Genomic DNA, 17,825 nt, shown 5'->3' with positions numbered 1-17,825 from the left:
GATTTGTCTGACTGTTCTCCCCGCCTCCGAAACACCGTGTCCGAATCCTCCGCCCCCCGCAAGCCCTTCCACCTCCGCGATGCCACGCCCGACGACGTGCCAGCCATCCATGCCATCTACGCCCATCATGTCGAGCACGGGCGTGCCTCGTTCGAGGAAGTCATCCCGTCCGTGGACGACATGCGCCAGCGCTATGCCGAGGTCCTCAAGAAGCACCTGCCCTACATCGTTGCCGAGCGCGACGGCGAGGTGCTGGGCTACGCCTACGCCTCGTCCTACCGCGCGCGCAGCGCCTACCGCTTCGCCATCGAGGATTCGATCTATATCGATCATCGCCACACCGGCGAGGGCCTGGGCCGCGCCCTGCTGGCCGAGCTGATCGCCCGTTGCGAGACCGGGCCGTGGCGCCAGATGGTGGCCGTGGTGGCCCTCACGGCCAGCGGCGAGGGCGCCGGATCCGTGGCGGTGCACGAGCGGCTGGGCTTCCGTACGGTGGGCCGGCTCGAATCGGTCGGGCTCAAGCACGGCCAGTGGATCGACACGGTGCTGATGCAGCGCCCGCTGGGGGTCGGCAACGCCTCGGTGCCGGGCTGATCAGGCTGCGGCTTCGGTCGGGACGACCAACCCCGGCAGCGTGGCATCGGCCCAGGTCTGCAGGTGTTCAAGGCCCTGCGCGATGTACTCCGGGCCACGGGCGGTGTTGTCCATGCGCAGCACTTCCACGCTGGTGAGGCCGATCGTGCCAAGCACGTACTTCAGGTAAGGCGTCAGGAAGTCCTGCTGGCTGCCGGGGCCCTCGCGCACCGGGCCACCGCACGCCACCACGGCCAGCACGGGCCGGTCGCGCAGCAGCCCGACCTTGCCCTGGCGCGTGCTGCGGAAGGTGCGCTCGGGCCGCACGACCAGATCGATCCAGGTCTTCAGCGTGGCCGGCACCGTGAAGTTGTGCATCGGCGTGGCCAGCAGCACCATGTCGGCCGCTTCGAGTTCCGCGATTAGCGTCTCGGACAGCGCCAGCGCCGGCGGCACCTCCCCTTCCTTCAGCAACCCGGCCGCGCCGGCCATGTTGGCGTCCGTGAACGCAGCGCCGATGGGCGGCAGCGGGTCGGCGGCGAGGTCCCGTTCGAGTACGGTCAGCGGCGCGTGCTGCGCGGCCAGCTTCTGGCGAACCCAGTCGGCCGCGCGGCGGCTGTGCGACGTCTCGCCCCGGGGGCTGACGTTCAGGTGCAGCAATGTCGTCATGTCTCAGTCCAATGGATACTTGAAGCGCAGCGTCTGGGCCAGCAGCCCGTTACGGTAATAGAAGCGATGGCCGAGCACATTGGTGAGTGGCGTATCCAGCACCAGCACGCGGGCGTTGAGCGCGCGGGACTCTTCCTTGAGCCAGTCCATCAGCATCTGGCCGTACCCGGCGCTGCGCGTGTTGGCGTCGGTGACCAGGTCGTCCACGTACAGGAAATCGCCGTAGACGAGGTTTTCCTGCATCCGATAGCCGGCCAGCGCCACAAGCTGGCCGTCGTCCCACAGGCCGACCAGGCGATAGCCCACGTCGGCCTGGCGGCGCCAGCGCGCCACGAGTTCATCGGCATCGGCCAGGTGCGGCCGGAGCTGGTGCATCAGCGGGAAGCAGGCCGCCACTTCGGCGCCGGTGTCGATGCGACGAATCTGAATCAGGTCGATTTGACGGACGATGGTGCTCATGCGCGGCTCCCGGTGGACGTGGTGGCGGTGTTGGGGGTAGCGGACGTGGGACGTGGCGGCCAGGGGCGGGAAGTGCAGCCCCACGGCAATGCGGTTCCAGGCGTTGATGGTGGCGATCGCGGTGGCCAGGAACACGCGTTCCGGCTCCGTGAAGGCCGCCTTGACCTGCGCCTGCGCGGCGTCCAGCGCGGCGTGGTCGGTCATGCGGACCAGCGCCTCGGCCCAGGCCAGGGCGGCCTGCTCGCGCTCGGTGTAGATGCCGGCGTCGCGCCATCCGGCCAGCAGGTCGAACTTGCGCGGGTCGATGTCGAGCTTGCGCGCGATGTTCAGGTGGAATTGCAGGCAGAAGGCGCAGCCGTTGAGCTGGGAGACCCGCAGCTTCACGAGTTCGGTCAGCGCCTTGTCCAGGCCGGATGCGTCCACTGCGCGGCCCACACCGCCCATTGCCGCGTAGACATCGGGCGCTGTCGCCGTAAATTGTTGGAAATCCATCGCCATGTGGTGCTCCTTGGTCCGGGTGGCCCGGTGGGTCGGGTTGAGGTAAGATGTAAGAGTTCGAACATGATATAAGAGCTTTGACATTATGGTTAAGACCACGGCGGGTGTAGGGGCATCAGAGACTGAAGCGCCACGCATTCCCGCGCCCGGCGAAGGCAAGCGCGGCGAGCGCGGCTATCTGGCCTATTTGCTGCGGCAGGCCAGCGCCGCCAACCGGCTGCGCATGGAGCGCGCGCTCGACGACCTCGGCGTGACGCTGCCGCAGTTCTTCGTGCTGACGATGCTGGGCGCCTACCCGGGGATCTCGGGAGCCGACGTGGCGCGGCTGGCGCTGCTGACGCCGCAGACCGTCAGCGTGATCATGAACAACCTGGAGAAGGTGGGCGCGATCGCCCGCACGCCGCATCCGGTGCACGGGCGCATCCAGACCATCGCCCTGACGGACGCCGGCCGCACGCTGCTGGCCGGCTGCAAGGCGCGCGCGACCAAGGTCGACGAAGACTTGCGCGCCGGCCTGACACCGGAGGAAGAGCAGGTGGTGCGGCGCTGGCTGGTCGGCCTGGCATCGCCCGAGGAGGGCCTGACCGCCTAGCCGGGCCATGAAAAAAGCCCGCGAGACGAAGGTCGCGCGGGCCGCAAGTCACAACAAAGGGTTCTTTACAGGCGCTCAGGCCATCGGGATCAGGCCCTTGGGATCAAGCCATCAGGTCCGAGAGCGCCAGCGCCACCACCTTGGTCGCGCGGTTCAGGTCGTTCAGGCGCAGGTTCTCGTCCGAATTGTGGCCGCGCGCCTCCATCAGCGTGCGCGGGCCGGCGCCGTACAGCACCGTGGGAATGCCGTGGCTGGTGTAGTGGCGCGCGTCGGTGTAGAGCGGCACCCCTTGCACCGGGATCTCCACGCCGAACACGGCCTCGGCACGGCGCTTGAGCGCGCCGATCAGCTTGTCCACGCCGGGCAGCTCGGACAGCGGCTCGGCCAGGATGATGCGTTCCACCTTGACCTCAATGCCCGGGCGATCCTTGGCGGCACGCTCCACCACGGCGCGCAGTTCGCCTTCGGCATCGAAGCCGATTTCTTCCGGAATCATGCGGCGGTCCACGCGGAAGGTGACCAGGTCCGGCACCACGTTGGTGTTGATGCCGCCCTTGATCAGGCCGACGTTCAGCGTGGCGGTGTCGATGCCCGGCACCTTGCTCTTGCGCGTGGCCAGCTCTGCGCGCAGGCCGTAGATGGCCTGCAGGATGTGGGTGGCGGCCTCGATGGCGTCCACGCCGGTGTGCGGCATGGCCGCGTGGCCCTGCTTGCCCTTGACGGTCACTTCCACGTGCAGGCAGCCGTTGTGGGCCGAGGTGATGCCGTACGAGAAGCCGGCCGAGATCGCATAGTCAGGCTTGGACAGCCCTTCGTCGAGCAGCAACTTCGGGCCGATGTCGCCGCCGGTTTCCTCGTCGTACGTGAACTGGAGTTCCACCGTGCCGTTGAGCTTCGCGCCCTGCTTCTCGGCTTCCTGGAGCGCCAGCACCGCGTAGGCGTAGGTGGCGAAGTCCGACTTGGACACCGCCACGCCACGGCCGTACATCACCGGGCCGTGCTCGCTGTCGGCAATCTCGCCGCCGTACGGGTCCTTGGTCCAGCCCAGGCCGGGGGGCACCACGTCGCCGTGGGCGTTCATGGCGATGGTCGGGCCGCCCTTGCCGAAGGTCTTGCGCACCAGCAGGTTGGTGGCGCTGATCATGCCCGCCGCGCGGACCTTGTCCTCGGGCACCTTGTGCGCTTCCACCTGGAAGCCCAGCCCTTCGAGCAGCGCCTTGGCGCGCTTGCCGTGGGCGTCGCAGTCGCCGGGCGGGTTGTCGGACGGCACCTTGACCAGCTCGGCCAGGAAGGCCTCCTGCTGCGGACGCAGGGCGTCGATGGTCTGCGTGAGCGTGGTCTCGATGGGGTTCATGTTGTCTCGTGCGGTCATGTTCTGGCTCTGAATTCGGATGAGTTCGATAAAAGGCTTGGCGCGCTGGGTCGTACCGCCGGCTTACTGCTGCCGCTGGAAGTGCTCGACGAAATCGGCGAACACCCGCGCGGCGGTCTGCGCGTCTTCGGGGGTCATGGTCTCGGTGGGGTGGTGACTGATGCCGCCGTTGCCGCAGCGCACGAACAGCATCGCCACATCGGCGATCGCGGAAATCGCCATGGCGTCGTGGCCGGCGCCCGACGGCAGGTGCCGCACCGGCACGCCCTGGCGCCCGACGGCGGCGGCCCATTGCGACTGGAGCCACGGCGCGCACGGCACGCTCTTGGCTTCGTGGGTCTTGCGCACCTGCACGCGCACGTTGCGGCGGGCGCAGATGCGTTCGATCTCGGCCAGCACGTCGTTGACGGCCGCTTCGCGCTCGGCGTCCTGCCCGGCGCGGATGTCGATGGAGAACACGGCGCGGCCCGGCACCACGTTGGTCGCGCCATTGGGCACGTTGAACTGGCCGACCGTGCCGACCAGGCCCGGCTTGCCGCCGCAGCGCTTCTCTATATAGAGGCCGATCTCGGCGCCGGCCATGGCGGCGTCGCGGCGCATGTCCATCGGCACAGTGCCGGCGTGGCCGGCCAGCCCTTCGAGTTCGACGATAAAGCGGGTGGCGCCCGAGATGGCGGTGACCACGCCCACGGGCAGGCCCTCGTTCAGCAGCACCGGGCCCTGCTCGATATGTACCTCGACGAAGGCCAGCACGCGCTGGCGGTCGTGGGCGGCCGCGGGCAGCTGGGCGGCATCGAAGCCAGCCGCGCGCATCACCTCGCGCATGGTCTGGCCGGAGTCGTCCACGTTGTCGAGCACGTTGGTATCGAAGGTGCCGGCAATCGCGCGGCTGCCCAGCAGCGTGGCCTTGAAGCGCACGCCCTCTTCCTCGGCAAAGCCGACTACCTCGATGGCGAACGGGAAGCGCTTGCCCTGGCGGTGCCACTCGGCCACGCAGGCAATCGGCAGGATCACCCCAAGGTTGCCGTCGTAGCGGCCGGCGTCGCGCACGGTGTCGAAGTGCGAGCCGGTGAGTAGCGCGGGGGCGTCCGGCGAGGTGCCTTCGTAGCGGCCGATGACGTTGCCGGCGGCGTCGCGGCGCACGGTCATGCCGGCTTCGCGCATCCATTCGGCCAACTGGGCGGCGGCGCCGTGGTGGGCGTCGGTCAGGTAGGTGCGGGTCAGCAGCCCGGGCTGCTCGGTGTGGACGGCCAGGGCGTCGGCCCAGGCCATGATGCGGGCGCCGGCTTCCGGGGCCAAAGTCGTCGGGGTTGCTGCCGGGGTCACTGCCATAGTGGGTCTCCTGCGATCTACATGTAGCCCGGCGCTGAGGGTCCTGGCGGGGGCGCCAGTCCGGGCGGGCGCCCGGTGCCGAAGCTCTATTCTCTGCGATTCATGTTAGCACAGTGAATTCAAAAATTGCATACAAAAATGATATGCACTATATTGGCCTGCACGCACCGACAATCCCGCCCGGACAATCGTTTCTCGACAATCCTGTCGCAGCCGGCAAAGGGGTGGCGTGGCGTTCCCAAACCCAGATCAGGGCAGGCCATTTCCGGACCCGCCCGGCACGGAGACAACGATGCAGCAAACCCTTCCCGCGCAGCGCCCCCCTCGCCTGCATGCCCGCAGTTTTAGCCGCTTTACTCGCTCGCTATTCGGCCAGGTGCTGATCGCCCTGGTGCTCGGCACCCTGCTCGGGCTCTGCTTTCCCGAGTTCGCTGCCAAGCTCAAGCCACTTGGCGATGCCTTCATCAAGCTGATCAAGATGCTGATCGGCCCCATCGTGTTCTGCGTGGTCGTGGCCGGCATCTGCGGCGCCGGCGAGCTGAAGAAGGTGGGCCGGGTCGGCATCAAGGCGGTGATCTACTTCGAGATCGTCACCACCATCGCGCTGGCGCTCGGCATCGTGCTGGCCTATGTGTTCCAGCCCGGAACGGGCATGAACGTGAACCCGCGCACGCTCGATATCTCGGCCATGGCGGCCTATATCGACAACGCCGAGAAGGTGAAGTCCGCCGGCACGGTGGATTTCCTGCTCAAGCTGATCCCGAACACGGTGATGGGCGCCTTCGCCAGCGGCGACGTGCTCCAGGTGCTGCTGGTCTCCGTGCTGTTCGGCTGCGCGCTGTCGCTGGTGGGCGAGCCGGGCAAGCCGCTGGTGCGCCTGATCGACACCTTCTCCCACACGCTGTTCAAGATGATGGGATTCATCATCAAGCTGGCCCCGCTGGGCGTGCTCGGCGCGGTGGCGTTCACGGTGGGCAAGTACGGCATCGGCTCGCTCAAGCAGCTCGGTTTCCTGGTGATCCTGTTCTACGGCGCGGTGACGATCTTCGTGCTGGTGGTGCTGGGCACCATCATGCGGCTCTGCGGGTTCTCGGTGATCAAGCTGATCCGCTACCTGAAGGCCGAGTTGCTGGTGGTGCTGGGCACCGCGTCCTCCGATAGCGTGCTGCCGCAGATCATGAAGAAGCTCGAGTTCATGGGCGTGCGCAAGTCGGTGGTCGGGCTGGTGATTCCCACCGGCTACTCGTTCAACCTCGATGCGTTCTCGATCTACCTGACGCTCGCGGCGGTCTTTATCGCACAAGCCACGAATACGCCGCTTGCGCTGGGCGACCTGCTCGGCATCCTGGCCGTGGCGCTGGTCACCTCGAAGGGCGCGCACGGCATTCCGGGCTCGGCCATCGTGATCCTGGCGGCCACGCTGTCGGCGCATCCGGCGATTCCTGCCATCGGCCTGGTGCTGGTGCTGTCCGTGGACTGGTTCATCGGCATCGCGCGCGCCGTGGGCAACCTGATCGGCAACTGCGTGGCCACGGTGGTGGTGGCGGCCTGGGAGAAGGATATCGACCGGGAGCGTGCCCACGCGGTGCTCAACGGCACGATTCCGGCAGGTGATCTCGACGCCGGCCTGGAGGCGCTGGGCGACAGCATTGGCGCGGACACCGGGAAAGTCCCCGTGGGCGCGCCGCTGCCTGGCACGGTCGCGGGGCGCTAGAATCACGCATTCCCAATCCCGCACCGCGCCGGTCCGCCCCCAGAGGCGAGAGGCGCGACACCATGCCCGAGCACATCGATCCAGACATGACCGCCGAGGCGATTGCCGACGACATCGTCGCCGCCATCGTCTCGCACCGCCTGCCCCCCGGCACCAAGCTGCGGGAGGAGGCGCTGGCCAGCGTCTATCGCGTCAGCCGCACCAAGGTGCGGGCCGCGCTGCTGATGCTGTCCAAGGACAAGGTCATCCAGATCGTGCCGGACAAGGGCGCCTTCGTCGCCAAGCCGAGTGCCGAGGAGGCGCGCGAAGTCTTCGCGGTGCGCCGCATCCTGGAGGCCGCGCTGGCGCGGGAGTTCGTGGCGAAGGCCACGGCGGCGGATTACAAGCGCATCGACAAGCATCTGGCCGCCGAACGCAAGTCCCTGGGCGGCAACGATGCGCAGGTGCGCACCCGGCTGCTGGGCGACTTCCACATCGTGCTGGCGGAGGTGGTCGGCAACAATGTGTTGACGGAGATCATGCGCGAGTTGTCGATGCGCAGCGCGGTCATCACCATGCTGTACCAGAGCCGGCGCGATGCCACGTGTTCGTCCGACGAGCACCGCGAGTTCATCGACGCCGCGCGCGCGGGCGATGCGGAGCGGGCGGTCACGCTGATGGTCGATCACCTCGCCCATGTGGAGGCGGCGTTGCACTTTGAGGAAGTTCCGGGCGCCTCGCGCGGCAAGGATCTGGTGACGGCATTGCTGGCCTGATCGTTGCATCGTCAGGGAATGCCCGGCGCTTGACGGCGATCAAGTCCAAATCACGGCGGGAGGCGCATCATTCCTCTCGCCATGGAGTTGCGGGGGCGCACTTCATGAGCTCTCCCCGTCCTTCGCAAGAAGGGCTGCCCGCAGACCGCAACGGCTGCGGGCTTTTTCGTTTACGGCCCTGATCTACGGCTCCGTTTTTACGCTTCGGCGCGCCCGGTCCAGTAACCGGGCTTCGCAAACGCCGTCTTCAGGTGTTCGATGAAGAAGCGGATCTTGGCCGGCACCGGCCGCTGCTGCGGGTACACCGCGAGGATGTCGTAGTCCGGCAGCGCGTATTCGTCGAGCACCGTGATCAACTCGCCGCTCTCCAGTTGTGGCAGGATCTCCCAGGTGGAGCGCCAGCCCAGTCCCAGGCTCTCGCCAGTCCAGCGATGCAGCAATTCCCCGTCATTGCAATCGAGGTTGCCACGCGCGCGCACCGTCACCGTCTTGCCGTTCTGCTGGAAATACCAGCCCCGTTGCTGCCCGCCCTGCAGGTTGAAGGCGAGGCAGTTATGCCGCTCCAGATCCTCCAGCGTATGCGGCACCCCGTGTTTGGCGAAGTAGGCCGGCGTGCCGCAGACCACGCGCTTGTTCGTCGCGAGCTTGATCGCCACGAAATTCGGGTCGATGGCGCCGCCGATGCGGATGCCCACGTCGTAGCCTTCGCGCACGAGGTCCACCACGCGGTCGGTCAGGTTGAACGAGATCTGCACCTCGGGATTGGCGCGCAGGAACGCCGGCGCGTGCGGCGCCACGTGCTTGCGGCCGAACGCGGCCGGGGCGGACACGATCAGGTGGCCGGTGGCCTTGTGCTTGCCTTCGGCAATCAGCATCTCGGCGCGGTCCAGGTCGGACAACGCCTTCTTGCATTGCTCCATGAACGCCGCGCCCTGCTCCGTCACCACGATGCGGCGCGTGGAGCGGTGCAGCAGCTTCACGCCGATGCGCGCCTCAAGCGCGTTGATGCGGCGGCCGATCATCACCGGCGTCACGTTCTGCGTGAGCGCCGCGGCGGCCATGCTGCCGTGTTCCACCACGGCGATGAAGGCTTCGATTTGTTTGAGTTTGTCCATATGGGCCAGTCAAGCCGGTTGTCTCCTGCTGGCACATTGTGAGGCATTCGCGGCCCCGGCGGTCAGCTGGGGCGGCTGCGCAACAGCGCGTCGTTGATCTCGGCGGCTTCGCCCAGCACGTGGGCCAGCCGCCGCAGCGGCGCGCAGCACTGCAACTGGGCGAACAGGGCGAACGCCGCGCCGGCCACCAGCACGGCGCCGTACACCGCCACCAGCGCGGGGCCCTTGTCGGGCGCTGCGACGACCAGCCCATCGGCCAGCACGGCCGCCGCCGGGCCCAGCGCCAGCACCAGCGCCACGGTGCGGGCGGCGCCTTCCCAGAGCCGCGCCTGGAGCACGATGCGCCGCTGGCGCGCGCGCAACTGGAGCGCAGGAATCCGCCCAAGCTGCCGCACCAGCGCATCCTCGGCATCGCTCTCCACATCCACCCGGCGGGACAGCCAGCGCAGCGGATGCCGCAGCGCATCGCGCCGCGCCAGCAGCCGCACCAGCCACGCGCCCACATAGAACACGCCACACACCGCCAGCAGCCCATGGAACACCTGCGGCAGCCACGCCGGCGGCGTCTGGCCGAGGATCTCGTGCCACCAGACCAGCCCGCCCCCGGCCACCAGCGCCGGCACCAGCGCCAGCACGAAGCCGGCCCAGAGCACCGCCGCGAGCCGGCTGTCCGGCGCGCGCTCGGCGGGTCCGGCCTGGAGCGCTTCGATCAATTCATAGGTGGACGGCAGCCGCGTGTACATGGCAAGGCGATGGCGAGAACAGAGCCCGCTATTTTGGCCGGGGCAGCCTGCTACCGAAAGCCCGAATTGCACTGAAACCACCCCAAATCGGCCCAACCCCCACGCCGTGGGGGGACGGGATTGCGCACTGCAACGTACCGAATTCATCACATAAATTTGGCGCCGGCGGTGCCATTGCATACCTCAGGTATCGAATCAACTGATCGCCCTTCTGTTTATCCCCGCCCTGCTGCGGGCATAGGATCGACGCCAGCGGACATTTCACCCATTTCAATTCGATCCCTGGAGACAGACATGCCGAAGATGAGAGCAGTTGACGCGGCCATCGCCGTGCTGGAAAAGGAAGGCATCACCACCGCGTTCGGCGTGCCCGGCGCTGCGATCAATCCGTTCTACTCGGCCATGCGCAAGGCTGGTTCGATCAAGCACCTGCTGGCCCGCCACGTGGAAGGCGCCTCGCATATGGCCGAAGGCTATACGCGCGCCGAGCCGGGCAACATCGGCCTGTGCGTGGGCACCTCGGGCCCCGCCGGCACGGACATGATCACGGGCCTGTACTCGGCCTGGGCGGACTCGATCCCCATCCTCTGCGTGACCGGCCAGGCCCCGCGCGCCCGGCTGTACAAGGAAGATTTCCAGGCCGTCGATATCGAATCGATCGCCAAGCCGGTGACCAAGTGGGCCGTTACCGTGCGCGAGCCGGCGCTGGTGCCGCAAGTGTTCCAGCAGGCGTTCCACCTGATGCGCTCGGGCCGTCCGGGTCCGGTGCTGATCGACCTGCCGTTCGACGTGCAGGTGGCCGAGATCGAATTCGATCCGGAGACTTACCAGCCGCTCCAGCCGTACAAGCCAGCCGCCTCGCGCGCGCAGATCGAGAAGGCCATCGCCATGCTCAATGCGGCCGAGCGCCCGCTGATCGTCTGCGGCGGCGGCGTGATCAACGCCGATGCGGCCGACCTGATGGTGCAGTTTGCCGAACTGGTCAACGTGCCGGTGGTGCCGACGCTGATGGGCTGGGGCGTGCTCGCCGACGACCATCCGCTCCAGGCCGGCATGGTCGGCCTGCAGACCTCGCACCGCTACGGCAATGCCACGCTGCTGGCGTCCGACTTCGTGATGGGCATCGGCAACCGCTGGGCCAACCGCCACACGGGGAGCGTCGATGTCTATACGAAGGGTCGGAAATTCGTTCACGTCGATATCGAACCGACGCAGATTGGCCGCGTGTTCGGCCCGGACCTCGGCATCGTCTCGGACGCCAAGGCCGCGCTGGAGCTGTTCGTGGAAGTGGCGCGCGAGATGAAGATGGCCGGCCGCCTGCCATGCCGCAAGGCCTGGGTGGCCGATGTGCAGAAGCGCCGCCGCACCATGCAGCGCAAGAGCGACTTCGACAACGTGCCTATCAAGCCGCAGCGCGTGTACCGCGAGATGAACCAGTACTTCCCGCGCGACGTGCGCTACGTCAGCACCATCGGCCTGTCGCAGATCGCCGCCGCGCAGTTCCTGTCGGTGAACCAGCCGCGCCACTGGATCAACTGCGGCCAGGCTGGCCCGCTCGGCTGGACCATTCCCGCCGCCATCGGCGTGAAGACCGCCTCGCCGGAGTCGGACGTGGTGGCCATCTCGGGCGACTACGACTTCCAGTTCATGATCGAGGAACTGGCCGTGGCCGCGCAGTTCAAGGTGCCGTACATCCACCTCGTGGTGAACAACTCCTACCTCGGCCTGATCCGCCAGGCGCAGCGCAACTTCGAGATGGATTACTGCGTGCAGCTGGCGTTCGACAACGTCAACGCGCCGGAGCTGGATGGCTATGGCGTGGACCACGTCAAGGTGGTGGAAGGGCTCGGCTGCAAGGCCATCCGCGTGCACAAGCCCGAGGACATCGCGCCGGCCTTTGCCGAGGCGCGCGACCTGATGGCCGAGTTCTCGGTGCCGGTGGTGGTGGAGGTGATCCTGGAGCGCGTGACCAATATCGCGATGGGTACCGAGATCGACAACATCAACGAGTTCGAGCCGATCGAGGACATCGAGGACGCCGACGAGGCCATCCTGTCCGAAGAAGTGGCCACCGCCTGACCGGGAGAGAGAGACACATGCCAAAGCTTGCCGCCAACCTGACCATGCTGTTCAACGAAGTGGCCTTCCTGGACCGCTTCGAGGCCGCCGCCCGCGCCGGATTCCGCGGCGTGGAGTTCCTGTTCCCGTACGCGTTCCATGCGGACCAGATTGCCGACCGGCTGAGCCGGTTCCAGCTGGACCTCGTGCTGCACAACCTGCCCGCCGGCAACTGGGAGGCCGGCGAGCGCGGCATCGCCTGCCATCCGGACCGCGTGGGCGAGTTCCAGGAAGGCGTGGGCGAGGCGATCAAGTACGCCAAGGTACTCGGCGTGCGCCAGCTGAACTGCCTGGTCGGCAAGCTGCCGCAGGACGTGAAACGCGAGCAGGCCAATGAGACGCTGGTGGAGAACCTGCGCTTCGCGGCCGCCGCGCTGGCCAGGGAGCAGATCGACCTGTTGATCGAGCCGATCAACACCTTCGACATCCCCGGTTTCTTCCTCTCGCGCACCCAGCAGGCGGTGGACCTGATCGGGCAGGTCAATGCGACGAATCTGTATGTGCAATACGACATCTATCACATGCAGCGCATGGAGGGCGAGATCGCCGCGACGCTCAAGGCCAACCTGCCGAAGATCCGCCACGTGCAGCTGGCGGACAACCCGGGCCGCAACGAGCCGGGCACGGGCGAGCTGAACTACCCGTTCCTGTTCCGCTACCTGGACGAGATTGGCTACACCGGCTGGGTCGGCTGCGAGTACAAGCCGAAGACCACCACCGAGGCCGGTCTGGGCTGGCGCGCCGCGATGGGCGTGCAGTAAGCCGTCCATCGGACGGGCCAGGCAGGCATTCAAGAATTTTTCGATAGATTAGAGAGGAGACATTCCATGGCAGATCAACGAAACGTCGGCTTTATCGGCCTCGGCATCATGGGCGCGCCGATGGCGGGCCACCTGCGCGCCGCCGGGCACACGCTGTTCGTGCACGACGTCAATCCGGCGCCGCAGGCGCTGGTCGATGCTGGCGTGACGGTGTGCACCAGCGCCGAGGAAGTGGCCAAGCGCGCGGACATCATCGTCATCATGGTGCCGGACACCCCGCACGTGGAGGCGGTGCTGTTCGCCGACAAGGGCGTGGCGGCGGCGCTCAAGACGGCCGGCAAGGAAGCCAGCTACAGCAAGATCGTGGTGGACATGAGCTCGATCTCGCCGATCGCCACCAAGGACTTCGCCGCGCGCATCAACAAGCTCGGCGCGTCCTACCTCGACGCGCCGGTCTCGGGCGGTGAAGTGGGCGCCAAGGCCGCGTCGCTGACCATCATGGTGGGCGGCCCGGCCGAGGCGTTCGACCAGGTCAAGCCGCTGTTCGAGCTGATGGGCAAGAACATCACGCTGGTGGGTGGTAACGGCGACGGCCAGACCACCAAGGTGGCCAACCAGATCATCGTGGCGCTGAACATCCAGGCGGTGTCCGAGGCGCTGCTGTTCGCCTCGAAGGCTGGCGCCGATCCGGCCAAGGTGCGCCAGGCGCTGATGGGCGGCTTCGCGGCGTCGCGCATCCTGGAAGTGCACGGCGAGCGGATGGTCAAGCGCACGTTCGACCCGGGATTCCGCATCGAACTCCATCAGAAAGATCTGAATCTGGCGCTGCAAGGCGCCAAGACGCTGGGCGTGTCGCTGCCGAACACGGCTACCGCGCAGGAGCTGTTCAACGCGTGCGCGGCCAATGGCTTCGGCAAGCTCGACCACTCGGCGCTGTGCCGGGCGATCGAGATCATGTCGAACCATGAGATCGCAAAAAGCGTGAAATAAGCGCGAAATAAGCGCGCGAAGTAGACCTAGCCACACCCGCCCGGGCCCCGTGCCCGGGTCTTGCCTTGCCTTCCGGACCCCACATGCTTGCCACCGACGCCACCGCCGCCCTGCTGTCGCCTCAGCGATTGGGCAGCCTGCCTGATTTCCGCGACCTCCGCGATTCCCGCCACGCGCGCGCGCTGCTACGCAATCTGTTCGATACCGCCGTGGCATCCGTCAGCGCCGCCCACTGCCTGCCACCGCACCTGCCGTCGCCGCCGAAGGGCCGCACCGTGGTGATTGGCGCGGGCAAGGCGGCCGCCGCGATGGCGCAGGCCGTGGAGGCGCACTGGCAGGGCGAGCTGTCGGGGCTGGTGGTCACGCGTTACGGCCATGGCGCGGACTGCCGGCGCATCGAGGTGGTGGAAGCCGCCCATCCGGTGCCTGACGCCGCCGGCCAGCGCGCCGCCCAGCGCATGGTCGAGGCCGTGCAGGGACTGACCGCCGATGACCTCGTACTCTGCTTGATCTCCGGCGGCGGCTCGGCGCTGCTGGCGGCGCCGGCCCCGGGCCTGACGCTGGAAGACAAGCAGGCGGTCAACAAGGCGCTGCTGCGCAGCGGCGCGAGCATCGGCGAGATGAACTGCGTGCGCAAGCATCTCTCGGCGCTCAAGGGCGGCCGGCTGGCGCTGGCCTGCGCGCCGGCGCGCGTGGAGACGCTGCTGATTTCCGATATTCCTGGCGATGACCCGACCCTGATCGCCAGCGGCCCCACGCTGCCGGACGCCACCACCTGTGCCGACGCGCTGGCGGTCATCGCCAAATACCAGATCGAGGTGCCCGCCAACGTGCGCCAGCACCTGGAGAGCGGCGCCGGCGAGACGCCCAAGCCCGGCGACGCGCGCTTTGCCGGCCACCGCAGCGTCACGCTGGCCACCGCCCAGCAGTCGCTCGAGGCTGCGGCGGCCCGGGCACGCGAACTGGGCCTGACCGCGCACATCCTCTCGGACTGCATCGAGGGCGAGGCGCGCGACGTGGCCAAAGTGCACGCCGCCATCGCCCGGCAGGTGGCCACGCGCGGCCAGCCGTTCCAGAAGCCGTGCGTGATCCTGTCCGGCGGCGAGACCACCGTCACCGTGCGCGGCGACGGGCGTGGCGGCCGCAACGCCGAATTCCTGCTGGCACTGGCCGTGGCGCTCGACGGCCTGCCCGGCGTGCACGCCATCGCCGGCGACACCGACGGCATCGACGGCTCCGAAGACAACGCGGGGGCCCTGCTCGGCCCGGACACGCTGACGCGGGCCGGCGCCCGTGGCCTGTCGGCCCGCGCCCATCTCGACAACAACGACGGCTACGGGTTCTTCGCCGGCATCGACGATCTGGTCGTGACCGGCCCCACCCGTACCAACGTCAACGATTTCCGCGCGATCCTGATCGTCTGATCCCGGATCGCGCCGCCCCACAAGACGCACAAGAGCCCCACGGAAACAGGAAGGAGACATCATGAGACGCCAGCGCAAAGCCAAGATCGTTGCCACGCTCGGACCCGCCAGTTCGGACATCGCGGTCATCCGCCAATTGTTCGATGCCGGCGCGGACGTGTTCCGGCTGAACTTCAGCCACGGCACGCACGAGGATCATCGCGCGCGCTACGACGCCGTGCGCCAGGTGGAGGCCGAGACCGGGCGCCCCATCGCCATCCTGGCGGATCTGCAGGGCCCGAAGCTGCGCATCGGCACGTTCGCGGTGGGCAAGGTGGCGGTCAAGGCCGGCGATAGCTTCGTGCTCGACAGCGACCCCACGCCGGGCGATGCCACGCGCGTCTACCTGCCGCACCCGGAGCTGTTCCGCGCGGCCAGCGCCGGGCAGTCGCTGCTGATCGATGACGGCAAGGTGCGGCTCAACATCGTGTCCGTGGCGAGCGGCAGCATCACCACGCGCGTGGCCAACAACGGCACGCTGTCCGACCGCAAGGGCGTGAACGTGCCGGACGCGGTGATCCCCATCCCCGCGCTCACCGAGAAGGACCGCCGCGACCTGGCCTTCGCGCTGGAGCTGGGCGCGGACTGGATCGCGCTGTCCTTCGTGCAGCGGCCCTCGGACATCGCCGAGGCGCGCGAGATCATCGGCACGCGCGCGGGCGTGCTGTCGAAGATCGAGAAGCCGGCGGCATTGCAGCAGCTCGAAGAGATCGTGCGCGTGTCCGACGCAGTGATGGTGGCGCGTGGCGACCTCGGCGTGGAACTGCCGCCCGAGCGCGTGCCGGGCGTGCAGAAACGCATCCTGCGCATCTGCCGCCAACTCGGCAAACCCATCGTCATCGCCACGCAGATGCTGGAATCGATGATCGACTCGCCGGTGCCCACGCGCGCCGAGGCCTCGGACGTGGCCAGCGCGATCTACGATGGCGCCGACGCGGTGATGCTGTCCGCCGAATCGGCCAACGGCCGGCATCCAGTACCGGCAGTATCGATGATGGACCGAATCATCACCGAGGTGGAGCAGGACCCGCTCTATCGCAATATGATCGATGCGCAGCACGAGGCGCCGCTCTCCACGCGCCAGGATGCGATCTGCGCGGCGCTGCGCGAGGTCACGCAGATCATCGGCGCGCGGGCCACGGTGACGTACACGTCGTCTGGCGCCACCGCGCTGCGCGCCGCGCGCGAGCGGCCGTGCGCGCCCATCGTCAGCATCACGCCGAATCTTGAGATTGCACGGCGGCTGGCCATGGCCTGGGGGATTCATTCGACGGTCAGCCCGGACGTGCAGAGCGTGGACGAGATGGTGGAAGCCGCCACCCGCGCGGCCCTGGTGGAAGGCTACGCGGCGCCGGGCGACCAGATCACCATCGCGGCGGGCATGCCGTTCGGCCAGGGCGGCACCACCAACCTGCTGCGCGTGGCCGAAGTCGGCACCGCGGTGGCGGGCAGCCTGGACGCGGACCTCGGCATCGGCGGCGCGCTGCGCCAGCCGGCGGCAGTCTGAGGTCCGTCTGAGGTCCGTCTGAGGTCCGTCTGAGGTCCGTCTGAGGTCATCAGGGATACGCCTGACGGTGGATGGCTGACATCTACCGTCGGGCGCCATTGCTATACTGCTCCGACATATGGCGGCCCCACGTGGCCGCCGCCATTCAAGATATGACGGAGCCCTCATGCGTCTCGACGACGAAGCCGAAAGCCAGAATGTGGAAGACCGCCGTGGCGGCGGATTTGGCGGCGGAGGCTTCCCCATTGGCGGCAAGTCCATCGGTATCGGCACCATCGTCATCGCGCTGGCGGCCTCGTATTTCTTTGGGATCGATCCGTCGCTGATTTTCCAGGGCGCCTCGGTCATCCAGGGCCAGCCGCAGCAGGCGCCGCAGTCCCAGGCGCACCGCCCGCCGGCGACCGACCAGCTCACCGTGTTCACGCGCAAGGTGCTCGGCAATACCGAGCGAACATGGGAGCACATCTTCGAGGCTGACCTGAACCGCCGCTATGCACCGCCCACGCTGGTGCTGTTCTCGGGCGCCACGCCTACGGCGTGCGGCACCGGGCAGTCGGCGATGGGGCCGTTCTACTGCCCCGGCGACCAGAAGGTCTATATCGACCTGGCCTTCTATGACGAACTGCGCAAGCGCTTCGGCGCGGGCGGGGACTTCGCCCAGGCATACGTGATTGCCCACGAGATTGGCCACCATGTGCAGAACCTGCTCGGGGTGTCGGCCAAGGTGGACGCCGCGCGCCGCCGCATGGGCGAGGCGCAGGCGAACCAGTTGTCCGTGCGCATGGAATTGCAGGCCGACTGCCTGGCCGGCGTCTGGGCCGCGACGGCGCAAAAGGCCAATCAGGCACTGCTGGAACCGGGCGATGTGGAAGAAGGGCTGAAAGCCGCCGCCGCGATTGGCGATGACCGCCTGCAACGGCAGGCGCAGGGCTACGTGGTGCCGGAGGCGTTCACCCATGGCACGAGCGAACAACGCGTGCGCTGGCTCAGGCAGGGGCTGACCACGGGGGATATCCGCAAATGCGATACGTTTGCGGCGAAGAAGTTATAAGGCCCCGTTGAGTTATGCAGGGAAAAATCACCTGCCGGGCGGAGAGAGAGAAGGAGGAGGTCGGCCGGCAGGTGGGAGAGAAAACTGTCGCGGCCACCTAAGTGGCCGCGTTG

The 17,825-nt window shown here is 67.7% G+C and carries 16 protein-coding genes and 1 pseudogene; 10 read left to right on the top strand and 7 right to left on the bottom strand.

The window, feature by feature from the left end; all coding sequences use genetic code 11:
• Positions 1–36: 36 nt before the first annotated feature.
• Positions 37–594, top strand: a complete 558-nt coding sequence (locus AB4120_RS18015) for a GNAT family N-acetyltransferase (RefSeq protein WP_441642663.1) — start codon at positions 37–39, stop codon at positions 592–594.
• Here the strand turns inward: AB4120_RS18015 and AB4120_RS18010 are convergent, their stop codons facing one another.
• The 3 genes and pseudogenes from AB4120_RS18010 to AB4120_RS18000 form a co-directional block, all read right to left on the bottom strand.
• Complete coding sequence (locus AB4120_RS18010; RefSeq protein WP_149137124.1) at positions 595–1,242, bottom strand: FMN-dependent NADH-azoreductase; 648 nt, start codon at positions 1,240–1,242, stop codon at positions 595–597. It lies immediately after the preceding gene.
• A gap of 3 nt (positions 1,243–1,245) precedes the next feature.
• Positions 1,246–1,701 (bottom strand): GNAT family N-acetyltransferase, encoded by a 456-nt coding sequence (locus AB4120_RS18005; RefSeq protein WP_149137123.1) that lies wholly within the window; start codon positions 1,699–1,701, stop codon positions 1,246–1,248.
• Positions 1,702–1,926: 225 nt separating this feature from the next.
• Positions 1,927–2,193: pseudogene (locus tag AB4120_RS18000) on the bottom strand (carboxymuconolactone decarboxylase family protein); the annotation flags it as partial.
• Between the two features lie 91 nt (positions 2,194–2,284).
• Between AB4120_RS18000 and AB4120_RS17995 the strand changes: the two are divergent.
• Entirely contained in the window at positions 2,285–2,791 is a 507-nt protein-coding gene (locus AB4120_RS17995) for a MarR family winged helix-turn-helix transcriptional regulator (RefSeq protein ID WP_149137122.1), read from the top strand.
• Between the two features lie 103 nt (positions 2,792–2,894).
• On the opposite strand, the gene AB4120_RS17990 is transcribed toward AB4120_RS17995, so the two are convergent.
• The gene (locus AB4120_RS17990) at positions 2,895–4,145 is read right to left on the bottom strand and encodes a M20/M25/M40 family metallo-hydrolase (protein WP_392388520.1); all 1,251 of its coding nucleotides are present in this window, start codon (positions 4,143–4,145) and stop codon (positions 2,895–2,897) included.
• Between the two features lie 81 nt (positions 4,146–4,226).
• Positions 4,227–5,495, bottom strand: a complete 1,269-nt coding sequence (locus tag AB4120_RS17985; protein WP_149137120.1) for an allantoate amidohydrolase — start codon at positions 5,493–5,495, stop codon at positions 4,227–4,229.
• Positions 5,496–5,787: 292 nt separating this feature from the next.
• Between AB4120_RS17985 and AB4120_RS17980 the strand changes: the two genes are divergently transcribed.
• Both AB4120_RS17980 and AB4120_RS17975 read left to right on the top strand, forming a co-directional pair.
• The gene (locus tag AB4120_RS17980; RefSeq protein ID WP_441642662.1) at positions 5,788–7,209 is read left to right on the top strand and encodes a C4-dicarboxylate transporter DctA; all 1,422 of its coding nucleotides are present in this window, start codon (positions 5,788–5,790) and stop codon (positions 7,207–7,209) included.
• 62 nt (positions 7,210–7,271) lie between these two features.
• Positions 7,272–7,964: a GntR family transcriptional regulator gene (locus AB4120_RS17975; RefSeq protein ID WP_092300207.1), complete on the top strand. Its 693-nt coding sequence runs from the start codon at positions 7,272–7,274 to the stop codon at positions 7,962–7,964.
• Between the two features lie 197 nt (positions 7,965–8,161).
• Here the strand turns inward: AB4120_RS17975 and AB4120_RS17970 are convergent, their stop codons facing one another.
• The gene (locus AB4120_RS17970; protein ID WP_092300210.1) at positions 8,162–9,079 is read right to left on the bottom strand and encodes a LysR family transcriptional regulator; all 918 of its coding nucleotides are present in this window, start codon (positions 9,077–9,079) and stop codon (positions 8,162–8,164) included.
• Positions 9,080–9,141: 62 nt separating this feature from the next.
• Positions 9,142–9,822: a hypothetical protein gene (locus tag AB4120_RS17965; RefSeq protein ID WP_441642661.1), complete on the bottom strand. Its 681-nt coding sequence runs from the start codon at positions 9,820–9,822 to the stop codon at positions 9,142–9,144.
• A 294-nt stretch (positions 9,823–10,116) separates the two neighbouring features.
• Here AB4120_RS17965 and gcl point away from each other — a divergent pair, with 294 nt between their 5' ends.
• The 6 genes from gcl (at position 10,117) to ypfJ (ending at position 17,712) form a co-directional block, all read left to right on the top strand.
• The gene (gene gcl, locus AB4120_RS17960; protein ID WP_144202103.1) at positions 10,117–11,901 is read left to right on the top strand and encodes a glyoxylate carboligase; all 1,785 of its coding nucleotides are present in this window, start codon (positions 10,117–10,119) and stop codon (positions 11,899–11,901) included.
• 17 nt (positions 11,902–11,918) lie between these two features.
• The gene (hyi, locus tag AB4120_RS17955; RefSeq protein ID WP_441642660.1) at positions 11,919–12,701 is read left to right on the top strand and encodes a hydroxypyruvate isomerase; all 783 of its coding nucleotides are present in this window, start codon (positions 11,919–11,921) and stop codon (positions 12,699–12,701) included.
• A gap of 66 nt (positions 12,702–12,767) precedes the next feature.
• The gene (gene glxR / locus AB4120_RS17950; RefSeq protein ID WP_144202107.1) at positions 12,768–13,691 is read left to right on the top strand and encodes a 2-hydroxy-3-oxopropionate reductase; all 924 of its coding nucleotides are present in this window, start codon (positions 12,768–12,770) and stop codon (positions 13,689–13,691) included.
• Between the two features lie 83 nt (positions 13,692–13,774).
• On the top strand, positions 13,775–15,115 hold the full coding sequence (locus AB4120_RS17945) for a glycerate kinase type-2 family protein (RefSeq protein WP_441642659.1): 1,341 nt from the start codon (positions 13,775–13,777) through the stop codon (positions 15,113–15,115).
• 61 nt (positions 15,116–15,176) lie between these two features.
• Positions 15,177–16,661 carry a pyruvate kinase gene (gene pyk, locus AB4120_RS17940; RefSeq protein ID WP_149137116.1) on the top strand — a complete coding sequence of 495 codons (1,485 nt, stop codon included), beginning with the start codon at positions 15,177–15,179 and terminating at the stop codon, positions 16,659–16,661.
• Between the two features lie 166 nt (positions 16,662–16,827).
• The gene (ypfJ, locus tag AB4120_RS17935; RefSeq protein ID WP_149137115.1) at positions 16,828–17,712 is read left to right on the top strand and encodes a KPN_02809 family neutral zinc metallopeptidase; all 885 of its coding nucleotides are present in this window, start codon (positions 16,828–16,830) and stop codon (positions 17,710–17,712) included.
• Positions 17,713–17,825: the final 113 nt, after the last annotated feature.

The sequence above is a fragment of the Cupriavidus sp. 2KB_3 genome (assembly GCF_052115685.1).
GTDB classification, from domain to species: domain Bacteria; phylum Pseudomonadota; class Gammaproteobacteria; order Burkholderiales; family Burkholderiaceae; genus Cupriavidus; species Cupriavidus campinensis.
The sequence above is the reverse complement of the archived record's forward strand: the minus strand, read 5'-3'. Positions and strand labels throughout refer to the sequence as shown.

What these genes read in the sequence shown, in the direction of transcription:
- AB4120_RS18010 (WP_149137124.1), bottom strand. Translation starts at nt 1,242, where the DNA reads ATGACGACATTGCTGCACCTGAACGTCAGCCCCCGGGGCGAGACGTCG.
- AB4120_RS18005 (WP_149137123.1), bottom strand. Translation starts at nt 1,701, where the DNA reads ATGAGCACCATCGTCCGTCAAATCGACCTGATTCAGATTCGTCGCATC.
- AB4120_RS17995 (WP_149137122.1), top strand. Translation starts at nt 2,285, where the DNA reads ATGGTTAAGACCACGGCGGGTGTAGGGGCATCAGAGACTGAAGCGCCA.
- AB4120_RS17990 (WP_392388520.1), bottom strand. Translation starts at nt 4,145, where the DNA reads ATGAACCCCATCGAGACCACGCTCACGCAGACCATCGACGCCCTGCGT.
- AB4120_RS17985 (WP_149137120.1), bottom strand. Translation starts at nt 5,495, where the DNA reads ATGGCAGTGACCCCGGCAGCAACCCCGACGACTTTGGCCCCGGAAGCC.
- AB4120_RS17980 (WP_441642662.1), top strand. Translation starts at nt 5,788, where the DNA reads ATGCAGCAAACCCTTCCCGCGCAGCGCCCCCCTCGCCTGCATGCCCGC.
- AB4120_RS17975 (WP_092300207.1), top strand. Translation starts at nt 7,272, where the DNA reads ATGCCCGAGCACATCGATCCAGACATGACCGCCGAGGCGATTGCCGAC.
- AB4120_RS17970 (WP_092300210.1), bottom strand. Translation starts at nt 9,079, where the DNA reads ATGGACAAACTCAAACAAATCGAAGCCTTCATCGCCGTGGTGGAACAC.
- AB4120_RS17965 (WP_441642661.1), bottom strand. Translation starts at nt 9,822, where the DNA reads ATGTACACGCGGCTGCCGTCCACCTATGAATTGATCGAAGCGCTCCAG.
- gcl (WP_144202103.1), top strand. Translation starts at nt 10,117, where the DNA reads ATGCCGAAGATGAGAGCAGTTGACGCGGCCATCGCCGTGCTGGAAAAG.
- hyi (WP_441642660.1), top strand. Translation starts at nt 11,919, where the DNA reads ATGCCAAAGCTTGCCGCCAACCTGACCATGCTGTTCAACGAAGTGGCC.
- glxR (WP_144202107.1), top strand. Translation starts at nt 12,768, where the DNA reads ATGGCAGATCAACGAAACGTCGGCTTTATCGGCCTCGGCATCATGGGC.
- AB4120_RS17945 (WP_441642659.1), top strand. Translation starts at nt 13,775, where the DNA reads ATGCTTGCCACCGACGCCACCGCCGCCCTGCTGTCGCCTCAGCGATTG.
- pyk (WP_149137116.1), top strand. Translation starts at nt 15,177, where the DNA reads ATGAGACGCCAGCGCAAAGCCAAGATCGTTGCCACGCTCGGACCCGCC.
- ypfJ (WP_149137115.1), top strand. Translation starts at nt 16,828, where the DNA reads ATGCGTCTCGACGACGAAGCCGAAAGCCAGAATGTGGAAGACCGCCGT.